Source organism: Paenibacillus selenitireducens (assembly GCF_002021565.1).
Lineage (GTDB): Bacteria > Bacillota > Bacilli > Paenibacillales > Paenibacillaceae > Paenibacillus_K > Paenibacillus_K selenitireducens.
In genome coordinates, this window is record NZ_MSZX01000002.1 from 68521 (window position 1) to 87482 (window position 18962).

General features: G+C 43.2%; 18 protein-coding genes. All 18 read left to right on the forward strand.

Annotation, left to right across the window (positions count from 1 at the left end; genetic code table 11):
- The first annotated feature begins 31 nt into the window (after positions 1 to 31).
- Positions 32 to 829: a MetQ/NlpA family ABC transporter substrate-binding protein gene (locus BVG16_RS04495; protein WP_078497360.1), complete on the forward strand. Its 798-nt coding sequence runs from the start codon at positions 32 to 34 to the stop codon at positions 827 to 829.
- A gap of 205 nt (positions 830 to 1034) precedes the next feature.
- Positions 1035 to 1820 carry a tyrosine-protein phosphatase gene (locus BVG16_RS04500; RefSeq protein ID WP_233146888.1) on the forward strand — a complete coding sequence of 262 codons (786 nt, stop codon included), beginning with the start codon at positions 1035 to 1037 and terminating at the stop codon, positions 1818 to 1820.
- A 786-nt stretch (positions 1821 to 2606) separates the two neighbouring features.
- Positions 2607 to 2927 carry a hypothetical protein gene (locus tag BVG16_RS04505; protein ID WP_078497361.1) on the forward strand — a complete coding sequence of 107 codons (321 nt, stop codon included), beginning with the start codon at positions 2607 to 2609 and terminating at the stop codon, positions 2925 to 2927.
- 232 nt (positions 2928 to 3159) lie between these two features.
- On the forward strand, positions 3160 to 3912 hold the full coding sequence (locus BVG16_RS04510; RefSeq protein ID WP_078497362.1) for a YveK family protein: 753 nt from the start codon (positions 3160 to 3162) through the stop codon (positions 3910 to 3912).
- Positions 3893 to 4588, forward strand: a complete 696-nt coding sequence (locus BVG16_RS04515; RefSeq protein ID WP_078497363.1) for a CpsD/CapB family tyrosine-protein kinase — start codon at positions 3893 to 3895, stop codon at positions 4586 to 4588. Before BVG16_RS04510 ends, BVG16_RS04515 begins: the two co-directional genes overlap by 20 nt.
- Positions 4589 to 4769: 181 nt before the next feature.
- Complete coding sequence (galU, locus tag BVG16_RS04520) at positions 4770 to 5672, forward strand: UTP--glucose-1-phosphate uridylyltransferase GalU (RefSeq protein ID WP_078497364.1); 903 nt, start codon at positions 4770 to 4772, stop codon at positions 5670 to 5672.
- A gap of 2 nt (positions 5673 to 5674) precedes the next feature.
- Positions 5675 to 6364 carry a sugar transferase gene (locus BVG16_RS04525; protein ID WP_078497365.1) on the forward strand — a complete coding sequence of 230 codons (690 nt, stop codon included), beginning with the start codon at positions 5675 to 5677 and terminating at the stop codon, positions 6362 to 6364.
- 21 nt (positions 6365 to 6385) lie between these two features.
- On the forward strand, positions 6386 to 7501 hold the full coding sequence (locus BVG16_RS04530; protein WP_078497366.1) for a glycosyltransferase: 1116 nt from the start codon (positions 6386 to 6388) through the stop codon (positions 7499 to 7501).
- A gap of 19 nt (positions 7502 to 7520) precedes the next feature.
- The gene (locus BVG16_RS04535; RefSeq protein ID WP_144027293.1) at positions 7521 to 8912 is read left to right on the forward strand and encodes a hypothetical protein; all 1392 of its coding nucleotides are present in this window, start codon (positions 7521 to 7523) and stop codon (positions 8910 to 8912) included.
- Positions 8909 to 10078: a glycosyltransferase family 4 protein gene (locus BVG16_RS04540; protein WP_078497368.1), complete on the forward strand. Its 1170-nt coding sequence runs from the start codon at positions 8909 to 8911 to the stop codon at positions 10076 to 10078. Before BVG16_RS04535 ends, BVG16_RS04540 begins: the two co-directional genes overlap by 4 nt.
- Complete coding sequence (locus BVG16_RS04545) at positions 10079 to 11200, forward strand: glycosyltransferase family 4 protein (protein ID WP_078497369.1); 1122 nt, start codon at positions 10079 to 10081, stop codon at positions 11198 to 11200.
- A gap of 4 nt (positions 11201 to 11204) precedes the next feature.
- Positions 11205 to 11777 (forward strand): DapH/DapD/GlmU-related protein, encoded by a 573-nt coding sequence (locus tag BVG16_RS33645; protein WP_078497370.1) that lies wholly within the window; start codon positions 11205 to 11207, stop codon positions 11775 to 11777.
- A 38-nt stretch (positions 11778 to 11815) separates the two neighbouring features.
- Entirely contained in the window at positions 11816 to 12847 is a 1032-nt protein-coding gene (locus BVG16_RS04555) for a glycosyltransferase family 4 protein (protein ID WP_078497371.1), read from the forward strand.
- Positions 12848 to 12850: 3 nt separating this feature from the next.
- Positions 12851 to 13756 (forward strand): glycosyltransferase, encoded by a 906-nt coding sequence (locus BVG16_RS04560; protein ID WP_078497372.1) that lies wholly within the window; start codon positions 12851 to 12853, stop codon positions 13754 to 13756.
- 9 nt (positions 13757 to 13765) lie between these two features.
- On the forward strand, positions 13766 to 15118 hold the full coding sequence (locus BVG16_RS04565; RefSeq protein ID WP_078497373.1) for an oligosaccharide flippase family protein: 1353 nt from the start codon (positions 13766 to 13768) through the stop codon (positions 15116 to 15118).
- Between the two features lies 1 nt (position 15119).
- The gene (locus BVG16_RS04570; RefSeq protein ID WP_078497374.1) at positions 15120 to 16130 is read left to right on the forward strand and encodes a polysaccharide pyruvyl transferase family protein; all 1011 of its coding nucleotides are present in this window, start codon (positions 15120 to 15122) and stop codon (positions 16128 to 16130) included.
- A gap of 94 nt (positions 16131 to 16224) precedes the next feature.
- Positions 16225 to 17592, forward strand: a complete 1368-nt coding sequence (locus BVG16_RS04575; protein ID WP_078497375.1) for a sugar phosphate nucleotidyltransferase — start codon at positions 16225 to 16227, stop codon at positions 17590 to 17592.
- A gap of 34 nt (positions 17593 to 17626) precedes the next feature.
- A complete protein-coding gene (locus tag BVG16_RS04580) occupies positions 17627 to 18961 on the forward strand; it encodes a UDP-glucose dehydrogenase family protein (protein WP_078497376.1) in 1335 nt (444 codons plus the stop codon).
- The last annotated feature ends 1 nt before the right edge of the window (position 18962 follow it).

Consider the following 18962-nt stretch of genomic DNA (forward strand, 5'->3'; position numbering starts at 1 on the left):
GAAATAGATAACACAACAGGGGGAAATTACAATGAAAAAATGGGTCATTACACTCACAGCGCTGCTCGTGGTCTCATTAACAGCTGTGGCTTGCGGCAGCAAGGACAGCAGCAACACGTTGAAAGTCGGGGCATCAGCCGTTCCGCATGCGGAAATTCTGAACTTCGTGAAGCCGATCTTGGAGAAAGAAGGCGTGAAGCTGGAGATCAAAGAATTTACGGATTATGTTCAACCCAATGTTCAAGTATTCGAGAAACAATTGGATGCGAATTTCTTCCAACACAAACCTTACTTGGATAATATGAATAAGGAGCGCAACATGGACCTTGTTCCCGTGGTTGGCGTACATCTGGAGCCGATAGCCGCTTACTCGAAGAAAATTAAATCCGCTGATGAGATTCAAGATGGATTTACGATCGCGATCCCGAATGATGCGTCCAATGGTGGACGTGCGCTTCTATTGCTTGAGAAACAAGGATTGATCAAACTAAAAGAAGGTAAAGCAACGGATGCAACGGTACGTGATATTGTCGAAAATCCGAAAAACCTCAAAATTAAAGAGTTAGAAGCAGCGATGCTTCCACGTATTCTTGATGAAGTTGATGTAGCCATTATTAATACGAACTTTGCCCTACAAGCGGATTTGTCGCCCTCAAAAGATTCTTTGTTTATTGAAGACAAGGATTCGCCATATGCGAATATCTTGGTGTCCCGTCCGGATAACAAAGATTCCGATGCGATGAAGAAGCTTGCCGCAGCATTGAATTCACCGGAAGTGAAGAAGTTTATCGCAGATAAATATGGTGAAGCTGTATTACCAGCATTTTAAGTAGGATGAGAAAAAATCCCCTTATGATCTCAAGGATATGATTAACAACTAGCAGGTTGTTCGTCTCCTTGAGCATCAGAGGGGATTTTTTTTGACGACATCCTTCCGGAGCAGGAAGAAGCTGACGATCTAATATTCGTGTGATAGAATAATCAACATGCTTGCCCAATAGGTAAGTTGAATCTATCGTTCTAGGAAGTGAAACATGATGATTGATATTCATACGCATATACTCCCTGGAGTTGATGATGGGGCAGCGAATTGGAACGATGCTTTAAATATGGCCAGAGCGGCTGTAGCTGAAGGCATAACGACGATGATTGCAACGCCGCATCATGCGAATGGGAGATACCATAATACCGCATTAGAAGTCGTAGAGCACGTACGTCATATGAACGAGCAGTTCATGGCGATGGGAGTGCCTCTAACGATTCAGTCAGGACAAGAAATTCGGTTGCATGGTGATCTATTAGAAGCTTGGTTGAGAAAGGAATTACTTCCACTGGCCGGATCAAGTTATATACTGATAGAGTTGCCTTCCTCGGGGATACCGAAGGAGATGCTTGAGTTGATCCATGAGCTAAATGTAATGAACCTAAAACCCATCATTGCACATCCTGAACGTAATGCGGAAATTGTGAGGTACCCCGATCGACTGGCCCAGCTGATTGAGATAGGCGCTTTTGCACAGGTGACGACGCATTCATTACTTGGTGATTTTGGAAGACGAATAGAGAAAACGGCATGGTCCCTATGCAGAAGCGGCCTCATCCATATCGTATCCTCGGATGCCCATCATGTGGAACGTAGGGGATTCCGATTGCGTGAAACCTACGATGTGATTCGAGAGCGTATGGGGCAGCCATGGGAGAACTATTTCCTAAACAATGCGCAGCGTATTATGGATGACCTACCTTTTGAAAGCATGCCAGAGGAAAAACCTTTTCCGGAAGGTGTAGTACAACGATTACGATCCTATTTTCGAATCTAGGACAACTGCACTGCGTTAAACCAATAAATTGGGAATAGAGTAACGATATGATACCCGGTTTTATATTACTGAAGTTGCGAATTCAACCTGATTTTTCGTAATAATCCTGATCCGTGATCCATTGGTTAGGAAGAGGTGGCTAAGAAAACAGAAATTACAGGATTTTAATGAATTTTTATGACCCAAGCAGTACCATGATATCGTGGAAAAGCTTGGTTTTTTTTATTTTCTGAAATAGTTAAGCGTTTACATGGAGGTTTTTTCAATCAATATGTTCTTGCAAAACTTGTCGAAATTCACTTTTTGTCCTGTTTTTATAGGACGGTGACCAATAGTCCCTAATTCTGTACAAATCGAGTGGAATTTTCTCGACCTATTCGATTCGTATCGGTACGGATTTATAGCCAAAATCCCTTATCTCATAAGGAAAAGAAGCGGCATTTCGGTTCCTATAAATAAATCCCAAAACAGAAATCATTATTCAACTTAAAACCCGCATTTATATTACAAAATTCTTAGTTTTGGTACTGAAAAGTTGAAAATGATGTTAGTATTTTGAATAAATTAGGAGCGCTTAACCATGTCTTTATCCCCTCAAGAAATATTAGTATTTGTGGCATACTATTAATCACAGGGTATTCAATCTAGGCATCATCCTAACTAAAGTTGTTTACAAAATTGTAATAATTAAAGGTTTGCTACGAACTAGAGTGGTAGAACAGAATAGTGAATCTCCATTATTCAATGTAAATGAACACAAAACTTGATGAATGGAGGAAGTCAACGATGAATGGTTCGGATCGAGAGCAGAAGCGAGTGAGGCTGAAGCAATTTTTAAAGATACTATCCGAAGATCCTACTCTGCTAAATCAAGATGGACAAAAAGAAATGAGACCGTTATCTGAGTTACTAATTGTCTCAGGTTATCGGCAATGCGATGAAACGGTTGATATGTCTCAATTGTTATCACTACTGCTGAGAAAAGTGGGACTTACATCTGGATCAGAAGATATGATGGAATACATGATGAATGGTGGAAAGGTCGAAGACTTCATGAATCCAGTGGATCATGCGATACATCGTCTTGATTTCGAGGACAGTGTGTAACAATAAGTTCGTATGATCCGTTGTAACCATGCCTGAAAGTTCGCGATATGAATAATGTCCTGCACTTGCCATTCAAAAAAAATGATTATCTTAGAGCTTTATGCTTCTACGGATAAATCGCACCTAAAAGGTCGCGTTTTGAATAACGTTTAAAATAAAATAATTCAAAATGAACTATAAGTTGGTCCAAACTATAAATGGATATCACCTAACTAGCAACGGAGGGAACCATTTGGAACTTAAACAATATTGGTTAATTGTCAAAAGAAGGCTGTTATTGATTGCATTGATTATCGCAGTAAGCTGCTTAACAATCGGCATTTATTCCTATTACCTCATCAAGCCGCAATATGAAGCTTCTGCGAAGCTAATTGTCAATCAGTACAAGGACAGCAGTTCATTGCTGCCGAGTATAGATCTTGGCTCCATAAACTCCACAATCGGGCTTATCAAAACGTATAAAGAAATCATTAAAACGCCGCGATTGATGAAGATTGTCGTCAAAGAATATCCTGATCTTGGTGTGACATATAGCGAGCTTATCGGCAAGGTAAGTGTTAGCTCTGTGAATGAAACGCAAGTCATGTCCATATCTGTCCGGGATGATTCCTATGCGAAGGCAGCCAACATTGCAAATGCGGTAGCCGTTGTGTTACAGAAAACGATTCCTGATCTGATGAAGGTGGACAATGTTTCCGTCTTGGATAAAGCCGATCCACAAGAAATTCACGGTCCGGTAGCTCCGAATCCGAAGATGAATATTGCTGTTGCCTTCATGCTGGCATTGATGTTCGGTGTAGGTCTTGCCTTCCTGCTAGATTACTTAGATGACACGATCAAGACGGAAGAGGATCTTGAGAATGTGTTAGGGATGCCAGTATTGACCTCCATTCCGAAGTTTAAAGCAAGCGATATTGATCAAAGTCATAAAACACCACTAACGCAAACAGCTGGGAGGGATGTCAATGTCTCGCTTGATTCCTAAAAAACTTATTACGGAAAGTAATCCGAAATCACCGATCTCTGAAGGGTATCGGATGCTGCGAACCAACATCGAATTCTCGACGATCGACCAGAAAATACAAGTCATCATGGTAACCTCATCCAAGCCAAGTGAAGGAAAGAGCACGACCAGCGCGAATATGGCGGTTGCTTTCGCTCAAGCCAACAAACGTGTACTGCTGATCGACGCAGATCTAAGGAAACCATCTCAACATTATATTTTTGGTACATCTAATCGTATTGGATTAACGACGGCTTTGTTTAAGCAAAAGCTGCTGGAGGAAGTTATTCAGTCTACGAATACGCCGAATCTATCGATTATTCATGCAGGACCTACACCGCCTAATCCATCAGAGTTGCTCTCGTCCAAGCATATGTCGGGACTGCTATCCACAATAAGAGGGTTGTACGATGTCATCATCATTGACACGCCACCGATTTTGTCTGTAACAGACGCTCAAATTGTAGCTACCTATAGTGATGGAGTTGTTCTTGTCGTTGACTCAGGAAAAGTGAAGAAAGATGTAGCCCTGAAAGCAAAAGCTTCTCTAGAGCATGTAAACGCCAAAATTATTGGTGCTGTTCTCAATAACATTAATCGAAATGAATCAGATTCTTATTCCTATTCCTATTATTACGGAGAAAGAAACGATCAATAGTCTGATTCTTCCATCTCAGAAGTAATGAATGAAGAAGGTAATGTCTCCTGCACCTCTATCACCGGAGGCACTCGGTCACACTGTGGGTCAGTAGACCTTAGACGCTTGTCGTCAAGGGTGTGATGTGAGGTAGGGTTTAATGCCCTTATTTTAAAAAAAAATAGGATAGGGTGAATTCAAAATGAAAAAAGTAACAAAAGCCATTATCCCCGCTGCAGGACTAGGTACTCGTTTTTTACCAGCAACGAAAGCGATGCCCAAAGAGATGCTTCCCATTGTCGATAAGCCTACCATCCAGTATATCGTGGAGGAAGCTATTGAATCTGGAGTCGAAGACATCATCGTTGTCACAGGTAAAGGAAAACGGGCGATTGAAGACCACTTTGATATCGCATTTGAATTAGAACACACACTAGAGGAAAAAGGGAAGCTCGACATCTTGGAAAAAGTTCGTAAGTCGTCAAATGTAAATCTTCATTATATTCGGCAAAAAGAGGCTAAAGGGCTTGGACACGCCGTGTGGTGTGCGCGTAATTTTATCGGAAACGAGCCGTTCGCCGTGCTGCTTGGAGACGATATCGTCGAAGCAGATGTTCCATGTACTAGACAGCTGATTGAACAGTATGAGCGTACGGGACGTTCAGTCATTGGCGTTCAGACAGTAGGGGCAGATCAAACGCATCGTTACGGGATCGTAGATCCAGGTGAGCGAATGGCTAACCTATACCAGGTTAATCGGTTCGTAGAGAAGCCGCCGCAAGGACAAGCCCCTTCTAATCTAGCTATTATGGGACGATATGTTCTGACACCTGACATATTTGAATATTTGGGAAGACACGAGCTTGGCGCGGGTGGTGAGATTCAGCTTACCGATGCAATCCAGAACTTAAACATGGATAAAGGTGTGTATGCCTTTGATTTCCAAGGGACTCGTTATGATGTGGGAGAGAAACTCGGGTTTATTATGACGACGATCGATTTTGCACTTCGAAATAATGAACTAAGATTGCCACTTATGGCTGGATTAGAGGAAGTCATGGAGCGGGAGCTCAGCAAGGCATTAATTACGGGAAGGAGAGTTTAAGAATGAGGTATTCACAATATCGGGAAGAAGCGGTTGTAGGCATTGTGGATTATTATTCGAATACACGAATGAGAGAAGAGGGGATTAATGTATATTCGGTTCTCAAGCGAACCATTGATATCGTCGGTTCATTAGTAGGTTTAATTCTACTAAGCCCACTGCTTCTTCTAGTCGCTATCCTGATCAAATTAGAGGATCCATCAGGGTCTGTCCTATTCTATCAGACGAGAGTAGGGAAAAATGAGAGACTATTTCGGATGTACAAGCTCCGTTCCATGTATACCGATGCGGAAGAGAAGTTGAAGGATCTACTCGATAAGAATGAGATCAGCGGAGCGATGTTCAAGATGAAAGACGACCCGCGCGTGACAAAGGTCGGGAAATTCATACGGAAAACGAGTATTGATGAGCTTCCGCAATTATTCAATGTACTTCGAGGGGAAATGTCCTTGGTAGGACCGAGACCCCCTCTTACAAGAGAAGTTGCAGAATATACGAGGTATGATAAGCAGCGGTTGTCAGTCACACCTGGATGCACAGGGCTGTGGCAGGTTAGTGGTAGAAGTAATCTTAACTTCAAACAAATGGTCGAACTCGATATGACTTATATTGAGAAAAAATGCATTATGTACGATATCAGAATTATTCTGCAGACCGTGAAGACGATGCTTGGCACCAAGGATGCATTCTAACTAAAAGATGGAGGGGAGATCATGGCAAGAGTCCTTCATATTTCGGAATTTACAAAGGGGGGTATTGAAACCCATCTGAATGAAGTATTGAAGTATCAATCGGAGAAACATGATATTTATCTCATCGCATCTGAACAGAACTCCAACGGCAAAACGTTGCAAATTAGCTCAGATCGATTGGAACTGTATCCTTATAAGAGGAGCCCACAATATTTCTTCAAAGCGATGCATTCGATTCATCGAAAGATCAAAGAAATTAATCCAGATATTATTCATGTCCATGGAACGTTCGCAGGTTTCTTCCTGCGGACGTTGCTTTTTTTCAAGAAGAAACGTCCTGTCGTGATTTATTGTGCGCATGGTTGGGCGTTTCTAATGGACATTCAGTCGTGGAAAAGAAGGGTGTTCGCGAGTGTGGAGAAGTTATTATCGCTGCGGACGGATTTCATTATTAACATTTCCAAACATGAATATGAGATGTCGCTCCACTATGGATTGTCTGCGAAGAAATCGGTCGTTGTGTATAACGGAGTATCGGATGCGCCGTCTTCGAATGCATTACCTTTCGATGTGAAGAAGGACAAGATTAATCTACTTTATGTAGGTCGCTTCGATCGGCAAAAAGGCTTTGACTTGCTGCTCGAGGTGTTTAACGAAAATCCATTCGTTGACGTTAATCTCTATTTAGTAGGCGATACCGTATTGAAAGACTTTGAATATGATTATCCAAGCAATGCGGTCAAAATCGGCTGGGTGGACAATTCGGAAATCGATCGTTATATGAAAGCCTGCGACGCTGTCATCGTTCCATCACGTTGGGAAGGGTTCGGTATCGTTGCGATCGAGGCGTTACGGAATAAGAAACCTGTCATTGCAAGTAATCGTGGCGCACTTCCGGAGATTATACAGCATGGAGTCAATGGATATATCTTTGATTTCGACAACAATGAAGAGTTGGTTAACATCATTCAAGGACTAACGAAGAGTAAGCTCGAATGGATGGGCGAGAACGGTGAGCAAATATTTTATGAGAAATTCCATTCCGTTAAGATGAACAAACGGATCGAGCAACTATACGTGGATGCCTTGAAGAAACAAGGTGGTCGATATCCCGTAACTGTCAAAAAATATGTCTAGATTTACGGGGTTGAAAGAGATGATGAACGTAAGCTTACAAAGCAATCATACGATAAATGAAGAACCAGCCGAGAAGCAGCCAGGCAAGGGACGGTACTTTTTGGCGTTTTATCTCAGTATCTTGCTGGTGCTGACCGTCTATCAGGATTTCCCTCTTGTTAATGTTATTGGTGAAATAGGCAGATCGCCTATTATCCTGCTGCTTCCTTTGTTTGTTTTTTGTGAGATTGCGATGCTTGCTAAAAATAAACGATTTATGGTTGTGTCAAAGCTGCAGAAATACTTGTTCGCTTTTATTGTTTATTTAACCTTTGTTACCTTAGGCTACATTCTTGTTCAATTCTTGCAGGGGAGTTATAACTTCTGGTCTGAGAGCCTGCTCGGTAAAGGGATAAAGGTCTTAATTTATTTCGCATTAATTCTGCTGTATATCAGGCATATGCAACTGGTGTTCACAAAAATTAAAAGCTTTAAACTCCTGTATGCTAGTTTTTTTGCTGTGCTGAGTCTACTGTTGGTGATTATGATTGTTGAACTAGTTACGTTGCCCAATGCGTTCACCGCCTTGCATTCAGGGAGTAATCCCTACTGGAGGGTGAGGCTGCTTACTTCGGAAAGTAGTACGACGGGAACCATTGTCGTTGCATATTCTTCGGTTCTTGTCTATTTGAGCCCCTATTTAAAACGTTTTGCAATGATTCTATCGAACATCTATGTAGCTGGTTTTTTTCTGTTCTATTTATCTGTTACGGGATCAAAAGGATTTTTAATCGTATGTTTATTGACGTTAATCGTGACGATGATCAAATTTATGGATTTCAGGAAGAAGAGAAACTTTATTGTGCTCATCGGCGTGATCTTAGCTATGTATATGTTTATTGTTTATTTCTCAGCAGGGTTAATCAGCTCATTCAATAACGATATCGAGAACTATACATCGTCATATACGAGGATGGGGACGATTATTATCGCCATCATGACCGTTTTTCATCATCCGCTCGGGGTGGGTACAGGCGCCTACTTAATGTATTTCGATAACTATTTGAATGATTCGATTAGCTTCATGAGTAGGTTCTATTACAACATCTTCGGCATAAGCCAGATCAATGCTGGAGAGCTACTCCAATACACGGGAACGGCTAAAAATTTAGGCGTCAAATCCGGATTTTTCCAATGGTTTATGTTTGGTGGGATCTTCTCACTCGTATTTTTCTATCTGTTAGCCAAAAATTTGATTGCCAAAGTGAAGTCGAGCATTATACTGTTTTTGGCACTTATATTCATGCTGTTCTCATTACTCTTTGTGGCACTTGAGATTAAATATGAGATATGGATGTTGTTCGCATTTATTAGTTCTTTTCTAGGTAAGAAGGAAATAAAACATTCCAATATGTCGGGGGTATCTGAATGAAAATACTTGTTGTATGTAGTGATTTTCCTTATCCCGCCGATCATGGCGGCAGAGTTGATACATGGGGCCGAATTAAGGTGCTCGCCGAGCTCGGATGGACGATCCATCTTGTCGTATGTGGCAAACAAATGCCTACGCCATCGGATATGCAAGTGGTATATCGCTACGTGGAAGATATCAAGCTATGTGAGCGAAGAAGTAAGTTGGTGGATCTGCTCTATATGGTTCCCATGCAGGTGCAATCGCGAAATGAGCTGCGATACGTGAATATTGATGAGGATTATGATTATGTATTGCTGGAAGGCGACTACGTGTATCCCATCCTCAAGAACCCTTTAATCAAACATGCGAATGCTATTTTAAGAGTTCATAACGATGAAGCGGTGTACTTCAAGGCATTAGCTAGAAGCACACCCAATAGGATTCATAAGCTGTATTATCACATGGAGAGCAGCAAGTTCAGTATTTTGCAGAAGAAAATGCTGAAGAAGGTAGATAAGTATTTATTTATCTCCAATAAGGAATTTGTGAATTTCCAAACCCTTCATCCTACAACCAAAAGCTTATTTCTACCGCCTCCTGTCACGAAGGAGACCTTTCTTAAGAGCTCATTTGAGAGCAAACATGTTGTGTTTATCGGGTCCTTATTTATGCCTAATAATCGTGAAGCGATTCAGTGGTATTTGGAACATATTCATCCCTCCATGCTGAAGGAACCAGAGTACAAATTTATTGTGGCTGGAAATAGTAGAAAACAAAGTTTGAGCTGGCTTGATGGTTACGATATGACGAATGTTATCGTGCATGATACACCAGAGAGTCTGGATGACATTTACCAACAGGGATATCTGTTCGTGAATCCGATGCAGAACGGAGCGGGTGTAAAGCTAAAGACGATCGAAGCGATTCAGAATGGATTGCCTGTGATCTCAACATCTATCGGTTGCGAGGGCACTGGACTCGTGGATAACGAGCACATCATGGTCGCAGACAGTCCAGAGGAATTCTACCTTAGAATCAAGCTGCTGTTTGACCATCCGCCAAGAGCGCGAACGCTGCTAGAGTCGTCACAGCGGTTTATTCGTACGCATTATGACCATAAAGAGGTATTAAATCGCTACATCAATTCGCTCCATCCAAGTTATCACATGAAGCAGGTGCTATGAATGGATAAAAGAAAAATAAATGTCATGTTTATCACCCACGCGGATAAAAAGGGAGGTGCTGAGCAAAGTCTGATTCATTTGATCAATTACTTGGATACTTCAAAATATCGAATTTTCCTATTAAGCCCTGAAAATGCGGAATATCTTGGTGAGATTAGGACCGAGTACCAGCATTTTCCGCTTCGCCTAAATAGCATTAAGAAGAAGTTAGGCTTCGGGTATTTGGAAACCGTGTTTCGGATCAAGTCGTTTGTGACAAAAAATCACATGGATATTATTCATGCCAATGGCTGGCGAGCACCGTGGTACGCCGCACCGCTCAAATTTCTAACGAAATGCAAATTAGTCTGGCATCATCGGGATTATACGCATTTGAAAATGTTCAATCGTGTGCTACCACGATTCTTTGATCAGGTGATATGTATTTCACACTTTGTAGCGAACTCGATCCAAGCGGACAATAAGACGATCATATACAATGGTGTCGATCCGGAGCTTGCTTTAACCATGAAGACTCGGCGTTTTATGGAGGATGATACGCTCGTCATTGGAACGTTTGGGCGCATTGTAGAGTGGAAGAGATATCATCTTATGATCGAGGCCGTCAAGAAGTTGGCTGATAACAAGAAGTATAACTGGAAGCTGCTGATTGTAGGCGACACATCTGTCGATGGTTCGGATAGTTATTTCAATGATATGATCCAAAAGGTCAACGAATACGGCTTGGAAGATAACATTATCTTCTGTGGATATCGTAAAAAACCGCTTGAATTGATGAAGGAATGCGATCTGACCATTAACTTCTCGTTAAATGAGCCATTTGGAAGAGTCATTATTGAATCGATGTTAGTACAGACCCCCGTCATCGTGTCAGATTCCGGCGGTGCCCCTGAGATTATTCACCAGACAAAGGGAGGGTTTATCGTAAAGGATGGCGATGTTGAAGAGCTGTATCAGACCATTCAGCGTGTTTACGATCATAAAGTCAACTACCAGGAACTTTCGATCCAAGGTCATACAAGCGTAATGAATGATTTCAACATGAACACGATTGCCCGTAAGGTAGAGAACACCTACCATTTGTTATTGGCTAATCGCATGAAGTCGGAAACGGCGGGATAAATGCATGAGTATCACCATCAAGCAAATCAGTTTAGGTAAATTGTTAGCTGTTCTAAAGGGAGCTGTGATCCTTCCATGGAAGACGAACGCCGTGGGTCGATTGGGCAGAATAACAGGTCGTTTGACGATCAAGAACAAAGGTAAATTCGTAGTCGGAAGGAATGTGTCGTTTCATTCGAAGCCTTTTCAGTCATCGATTTCCGTGAGTAAGCTAGCCACATTGTCGGTGGGAGATAATGTGTTTTTTAACTATGGTTTAGATATTGGATGCACGAAATCGATTCGTATCGGCAGTAATACAATTATTGGTCCGATGGTGAACATGATTGATACCAACTTTCACCCGGTGGATGCGGATGATCGTTCAGAGAGCAAAGATATCGTCATATCGGATAATGTCTGGATTGGTAGAGGAGCTCTTATTCTGCCTGGGGTAACGATCGGGCGTAATACTGTTATTGCAGCAGGCAGCGTCGTAACACGTGATATTCCATCTAATGTGCTGGCTGGCGGTACGCCTGCCAAGGTCATTCGTGAGATTCGTGTGCCAAATGAGTGGATTCGAAGATATAACTGAAGGATCGATGTGAAGCCAAGTTTAGGGAGAGAAATGCGATGAAAGTATGGATGTGGCCGAAATCGAGTGAGTTGAATTTTTACAATGATTTATTAACAAATTCGCTGTGCGGTGCGGGAATGGACATTAGGGATTTGAAGCATGGCAAGTTGTTCTTAAAGGTTGGCCAAGCCAAATCGGGCGATATTGTCCATATTCATTGGATGCACCATGCTTACCAGAATCGAAATCCATTATTGTTTATCGTGAAATCATTCATTTTTACGATGACGATGATTTATTTGAAGCTGCGGAATATCCAGTTGATTTGGACGATTCATAATCTGTATCCGCATAATGCGAAGCATCACAGCATGGAACGTTTCATGCGTCGATTGATATGCCGTTTCTGCAGCAAATTGATTGTCGCCTCGGAGTCGATCAAGCGGAAAGTGATCGCTGAATTTGGTGTTCCAGCGAAGAAGTTGTTTGTGGTGAAACATGGTCATTATTTGGGCGTATACAAGCGGAATGGCCGTAATTTCAGAGAAGAATACGATATTCGCGAGGATGCCGATGTCTACTTATTTCTCGGTGCAATCCAAGCCTATAAGGGTGTCGAGGATCTCATTGAAGCTTTTAATGCCGTGAAGACGAAGCAAACCTATCTCATCATAGCGGGCAAAGCTAACCAAGAAATGCAGGAGTATCTGAAGCGTGTTCAGGATATCGATCATATCATTTTGGAGTTACGCTTTATTCCGAATGAATCCATCGCGGATCTGATCAGCGCTGTGGATGTTATGGTGATGCCCTACAAAGAGATTACGACTTCGGGTTCCGCCATCCTTGGGCTGTCGTTCAAGAAGCTGATTGTCATGCCAAACAATGATTTCATTGATGAATATTTCAAGGAAGATATGGTTGTTCGATACGATCCAGCAGATGATACCGGGCTAAAAAACGCGATGAAAGTGGCATTGAATATGAAAAATGAGAACAAATCACCAAATTACGATGAAGTACTAAAGGAGTTAGAATGGAGCACCATTGCGCAGCAGATCAAAAATGTTTATCAAGGATGGGGATGATCAATGAGGATCACAGTAACGGTAGCCATTTGCACGCATAATCGCGCGAAGGATACAGGAGAAGCGATTGAGAGTGTCTTGCGTCAAAATTATGCTAGCGAGGAAATTGAAATTGTCGTGGTTGATAATCGATCGACAGATGATACGGCTAAGGTGGTGAATGATTTAAGGAAGCGGCACGGTTCAAGGATACGATATATTTTCGAAGAAAAACTTGGATTATCGGTTGCGCGTAATCGGGCAATTCGGGAGGCGATAGGTAAATACATTCTTTTTCTAGATGATGATGCGCTTGCTTCGAGTGACTGGGTGCGGAACATTGTTGACGTGTTTGAGCGTGATTCGACGATTGGATGTGTCGGAGGCAAAATCGATCCGATCTGGGAAGCCGGGGAGCCAGCCTGGATTCCGGAGGAATATCGATCGGTATTCACGATTCTCGATTATTCGAATGAAGTGAAGGAAATGCCGTCTCCGTCGATCCCCTATGGTGCAAATGTTGCTTTTCGCATGAGTGTCTTCCATCATATCAAGCCATTTCGTGAAGACTTGGGACGTGTCGGAACAAATCTATTATCCAGCGAAGAAAGCGAGCTGATTGCTAGATTACGCGGAGGCTACAAGGTGTACTATACACCATTCGCACCGGTTCAACACAAAATCGCCAAAGAACGAACGACAAAGAAATGGTTCTTGAAACGGATTTTCTGGCAGGGCGTAAGTGATGCGGTGAAACGAAAGGATAAAGGCTTCATCGCCGTCCTAAAGAACACGGTTCGAATGCTCCAGGCGATTTTATCCTCGCTGCTCTCGATCTTTCATTTCAAGACTTTTATCCGACAAGTCGTTAAAATATGTTACCGCAACGGTTCACTCGTGGGTATCTTGCGATATAACGGTAGGGGTTGAAGTTAGGTTATGGCAGAGCTCACCATGCATAAAGCGTTAAAGGGTAGTGGACTATTTCAAACAATACTGCGTACGAGTGCAACGAATCTTCTGGTTATGATCATCAGTACGCTGACGTCCATAGTAAGTGCTCGGATGTTCGGGGTCGTGGGCAAAGGGGAGTTTTCGGCTATTCTTTTTTGGCCAACACTGCTCGCAGGACTTGTTGGATTTGGTCTTCCAACCTCACTAATCTATAACTTGAAGCAAAATAAAGGTAACGGAGCTGATTTCGTACGGGCTGGCTTCCTGTTTCAGATCCCAGTCAGTGTGATTGTTGGTATCGTCGCTTGGATCTGGCTGCCAGCATGGCTTGGGAATTATCCGGAGGCTGTTATTCAGACGGCTAGGTGGTACACGGTCCTGATGCTTCCTATATTGCTTGCGGTCAATTTAATATCTGCGCTGGCACAGAGTACAGGGAAATTTAATGTATACAACGGCGTTCGATTATTTTTCCCGTTAATCAATCTAGTAGGACTTTTGATGCTCTGGTCGATGAATAATTTAAGCCTTCATTCCGCTGCACTGGTGTTTCTTGTAACCAGTGTATTTGTCATTTTGTGGGCCTTATACAGCATAAGAGACGAGCTTCGAATTAAGTGGTTCAAGGGACTGGGCAATCTGCAAGCGGCTAAGACATTGTTCGGCTACGGCAGCAAAGTATTTGGCGTGGAGCTGCTCGGGACGCTGTATTCTCAATTCGATAAAATTATTATTCTTTCGATGTTAACCGCAAGAGACTTAGGACTATACACCGTAGTCTATGCGCTATCTCGTGTATTCAACGTTGTTCAGACAGCCATTACGAACGTGATTTTCCCGAAGGTAACCGGCATGGATAAGGATGCGATTATTGCGACGGTGGGTCGGGCGTTCCGGCTTTCGATGCTCTTGATGACGATTGTGGTTATTCCGTGTATGTTCATCGGCCGATATCTAATGGGTGTATTGTTCGGTGCACCTTTTTTAGAGGCGAGCGGGGCCTTTTACATCCTATCTATTGAATGTATTCTCGGAGGTGGTTCATGGATTCTAGCCTCCTCATTTAATGCGATGGGAAGACCTGGGCTGGTATTAGTACGTCAGCTTATTGCCCTGGCCGTAACGATTGGGTTGTTCTTCGTGTTTACGCCATTATACGGGTTGAACGGCATTGCGATTGCGTTACTGATTGGTGCTATCATTCGTTTGGCGGTGACGATGGCAGCGATGCGGATCGTCTTTCAGGTGAAGATCAGTGGCATGTTGTTCGACAAGAACGATTTTCGTTTTCTAGTAGACCAAATAAAAGATAAAACAAAAGGCAAAGGAGCGCGCTGACATGCGAGAGAAACCGAATATGCATCCGATGGATGCATTGAAAAAACGGCTTAGACTTATTTTGAATGTCATCCCCTCGGGATCAAGCATTTATTATATTGATTATCCTGTGTATAACAATGGCGGGGATTTGTTGATCATGAAGGGCGCAGAGGCGTTTTTTAGAGACAACAATATCCACGTTCAAGCGCGCTATAGTGTGCTTGATTTTCCCGAGAAGCTAATGATTCCGAAAGATCAGATCATCGTTCTTCAGGGCGGAGGAAATTTTGGGGATTTATATCCCGTACATCAGAAATTGCGTGAGAAAATCGTGGCTGAATATCCCGACAATCGGATTGTATTGCTGCCTCAGACGATCTTTTATAAGGAAGAATCGGAATACGATCGCACGGCGGAGCTATTTAATAAACATCGAGATGCTCATCTCTTCGTAAGAGATACATTGACCTATGAGTTGGCAATACAGAAATTTCACGGGTGCGGCGTCTATTTATGCCCTGATATGGCGCATCAACTATGGCCCATTTCGCCAACAAGCAGCCCAGGAAAAGAACGACTATGCTTCTTCCGTACCGATATCGAGAAAACGAAGGATCAGCTGCAGTTCGAATCGGATGGGAAGGGAGATTTCTTAGACTGGGCTTCCTTATACAACCGAGTGGAGAAAAAATCGATCAAAATGATCGCGGGTGTTATGAAAAAAGGCAGCGGACCGTTACCGATGCATACGATCTGGGACAAGTATAGCGATTACTTGGTGAACAAAGCTGTTAAGCGTTTCAGTGATTATCGGAACATACAGACGTCAAGACTCCATGGTCATATCCTAGCTTGCTTGATGGATAAGCCCAATATGCTGCTCGATAACTCCTATGGTAAAAACTCTAACTACTATAATACGTGGACCAGCGGAATCGAAACCGCCCAACTTGTCGTGAGTACCCCTAAGATGGCGAGACGAAATGAAGAAGCAACGCTTAAAAAAACAAAGCTGATGCTTTCGAAGTGAACTAACAAAACAAAGCTGATGCTTACGATGTAAGTTTTTATGCGAAGTAAAAGCAAGAAGTCGAGCTACATAAAAACTTTTAGGAGGAGTCACTATGAAAATTGTTCTTCTATCCGGGGGATCAGGTAAACGCCTATGGCCGTTATCGAATGAATCACGCTCCAAGCAATTTTTGAAGGTGCTGGGAAATGCGGATGGTGAGCGAGAATCGATGGTACAGCGCGTATGGGGGCAGATTTCTAGAGCTGGACTTCGCGATCATGCCTATATCGCCACGAGTAAATCTCAAGTTGAAATGATTCAATGCCAACTCGGCAATGAGGTCGATGTTATCGTTGAGCCGGAGCGAAGAGATACCTTTCCTGCGATCGCCTTGGCAGCTACCTATTTATACTCGGTGCAAAGCGTTAGCCTAAATGAGACTGTCGTTGTTATGCCTGTTGATCCGTACGTGGAGGAGTCGTTCTTCCATAAGATGAAGGAGCTTGATCAGGTTCTTAACGAATCGGGTGCGGATTTGGCGCTTATGGGCGTAAAACCAACGTATCCATCTGAGAAATACGGATATATCGTTCCAAATATCGGTACACAGGCTGAAGAGCCTTTCATAACCGTACATAGTTTTCGAGAGAAACCCCGCGAGGAAGAAGCGGCAGCCATGATTGAGCAGGCTGCGCTTTGGAACTGCGGTGTTTTTGCTTTTAAGCTGGATTTCCTCATTAATATGCTAATCGAGAATGGATATCCGATCCAATACGACGAGATGTCGAGGCAGTACGGAAGGCTTCCGAAGAATAGCTTTGACTACGAAATCGTGGAGAAAGCGAATCATATCGTCGCGCTGCCTTATCAGGGGGAGTGGAAGGATCTGGGTACGTGGAACACGCTTACGGAAGAGATTGAGAGCTCGCTCATCGGTAAAGGAATCCTTAGTGGTGAATCTCATAATACACATGTCATCAATGAACTTGATATCCCGATTACGCTTCTTAACCTATCCAACGTTGTCGTTGCCGCAAGTCCGGATGGCATTCTGGTCTCGGACAAGGCCGCAAGTCCGATGATTAAAGAGGTGATGAAACATGCAGATCAGCGGCCGATGTATGAGGAGCGGCGCTGGGGACGTTACCGCGTACTCGATTATTTGAAATATCCAGATGGAAAAGAAGTGTTGACCAAACGAATCTGTATCGCACCGGGCCAGAATTTAAGTTATCAATATCATCTGCTTCGAGATGAGGTATGGACGGTCATTGCAGGTTCTGGGGAAATGGTTCTCAATGGTAAGCACTTCTTAGTGAATTCAGGAGATGTCTTAGTTATTGCGAAAGACACTAGACATAGCCTGCGTGCAGAAACGGAAATGGAAATCATCGAGGTACAGACCGGGACGGAGCTTATAGAAGAGGATATTGTGAGGCTCGCCTTTGATTGGAATGAGATTAAACAACTGTGCACCTAGTGAATGAAACAAAGCCAATGAAGGAGTGTTAAGAATGAACATTACGGTTATCGGAACCGGTTATGTAGGACTTGTATCAGGCGTTTGTTATGCGGAGATCGGCAATCAGGTCATCTGCGTCGATAAGGATCCACGCAAGATTGAAATGCTGAACGCAGGGGAGATCCCCATTTATGAGCCGGGATTGAAAGAATTGGCTGCGGTCAATCGCACAGCGGGGAAGCTATCGTTTACGGGAGATTTAGCTAGTGCTGTTCGACAATCGGACGTTATCATCATCGCGGTAGGTACGCCTCCGTTACCAAATGGCGAAGCCAATCTCGCGTTTATTGATCAAGTGGCTCTTGAAATCGCAGAAGCGATGAACGGACACAAAATAATTGCTGTGAAAAGCACGGTGCCTGTAGGAACGAATGAACGGCTCGCCCAATTAATACGATCGCGCACGAATCACGATTTTGACAGTATCTCGCTGCCAGAGTTCTTGCGAGAGGGATCCGCGATTGAGGATACGCTGCATCCCGACCGGATCGTGATTGGAGCCGAATGCCAAAGCGCTGCCGATACGATGGTGCAGCTTCATAAGCCGTTGACGGAGCAAATCGTCGTGACGGATATTCGTAGTGCCGAAATGATTAAATACGCGTCCAATGCCTTTCTAGCTACGAAAATCTCGTTTATTAACGAGATTGCGAACATTTGCGAGAAGGTCGGGGCGGACGTGACCAAGGTTGCGGAAGGGATGGGCCATGATAAACGGATTGGTCCGTCGTTCCTCAAGGCAGGAATTGGGTATGGAGGATCTTGTTTCCCAAAAGATACAAGTGCGCTCATTCAAATTGCGGGTCATGTCGATTATGAGTTCAAATTGCTGCGTTCTGTTGTGGAAGTGAATCAGGATCAGCGATTTAATGTCATTCGTAAGCTGGAGACCATTTTTCATGGCGAGTTGAAAGGGAAGACGGTTGCCGTATGGGGGTTAGCGTTCAAACCAAACACCGATGACGTGCGCGATTCACCGGCTTTGGAGATCATTCAGCACTTGGTTGATCAGGGTGTGAAGGTAAAAGCCTACGATCCTATTGCGATGGATAGTTTCCAAGCTTTATTCGGTAAGGATGGCGTTGAATGGTGTTCGAGCGCGCTAGAAACGGCTCAAGATGCGGATGCGTTGTGCTTGTTGACGGAGTGGGATGAGTTCGCATCGGTAGATCTTTTAAGATTGCAAAATGTATTGAAACAGCCGATTCTCATAGACGGACGTAATGTGTTCAAAGAGGAGAATTTGTTAGGGACGGATTTCATCTATTACTCCGTGGGTCGTCCGAATCTAAATCAAGGTGTTAAACAGCCAATGCCTGTTTTGTAAT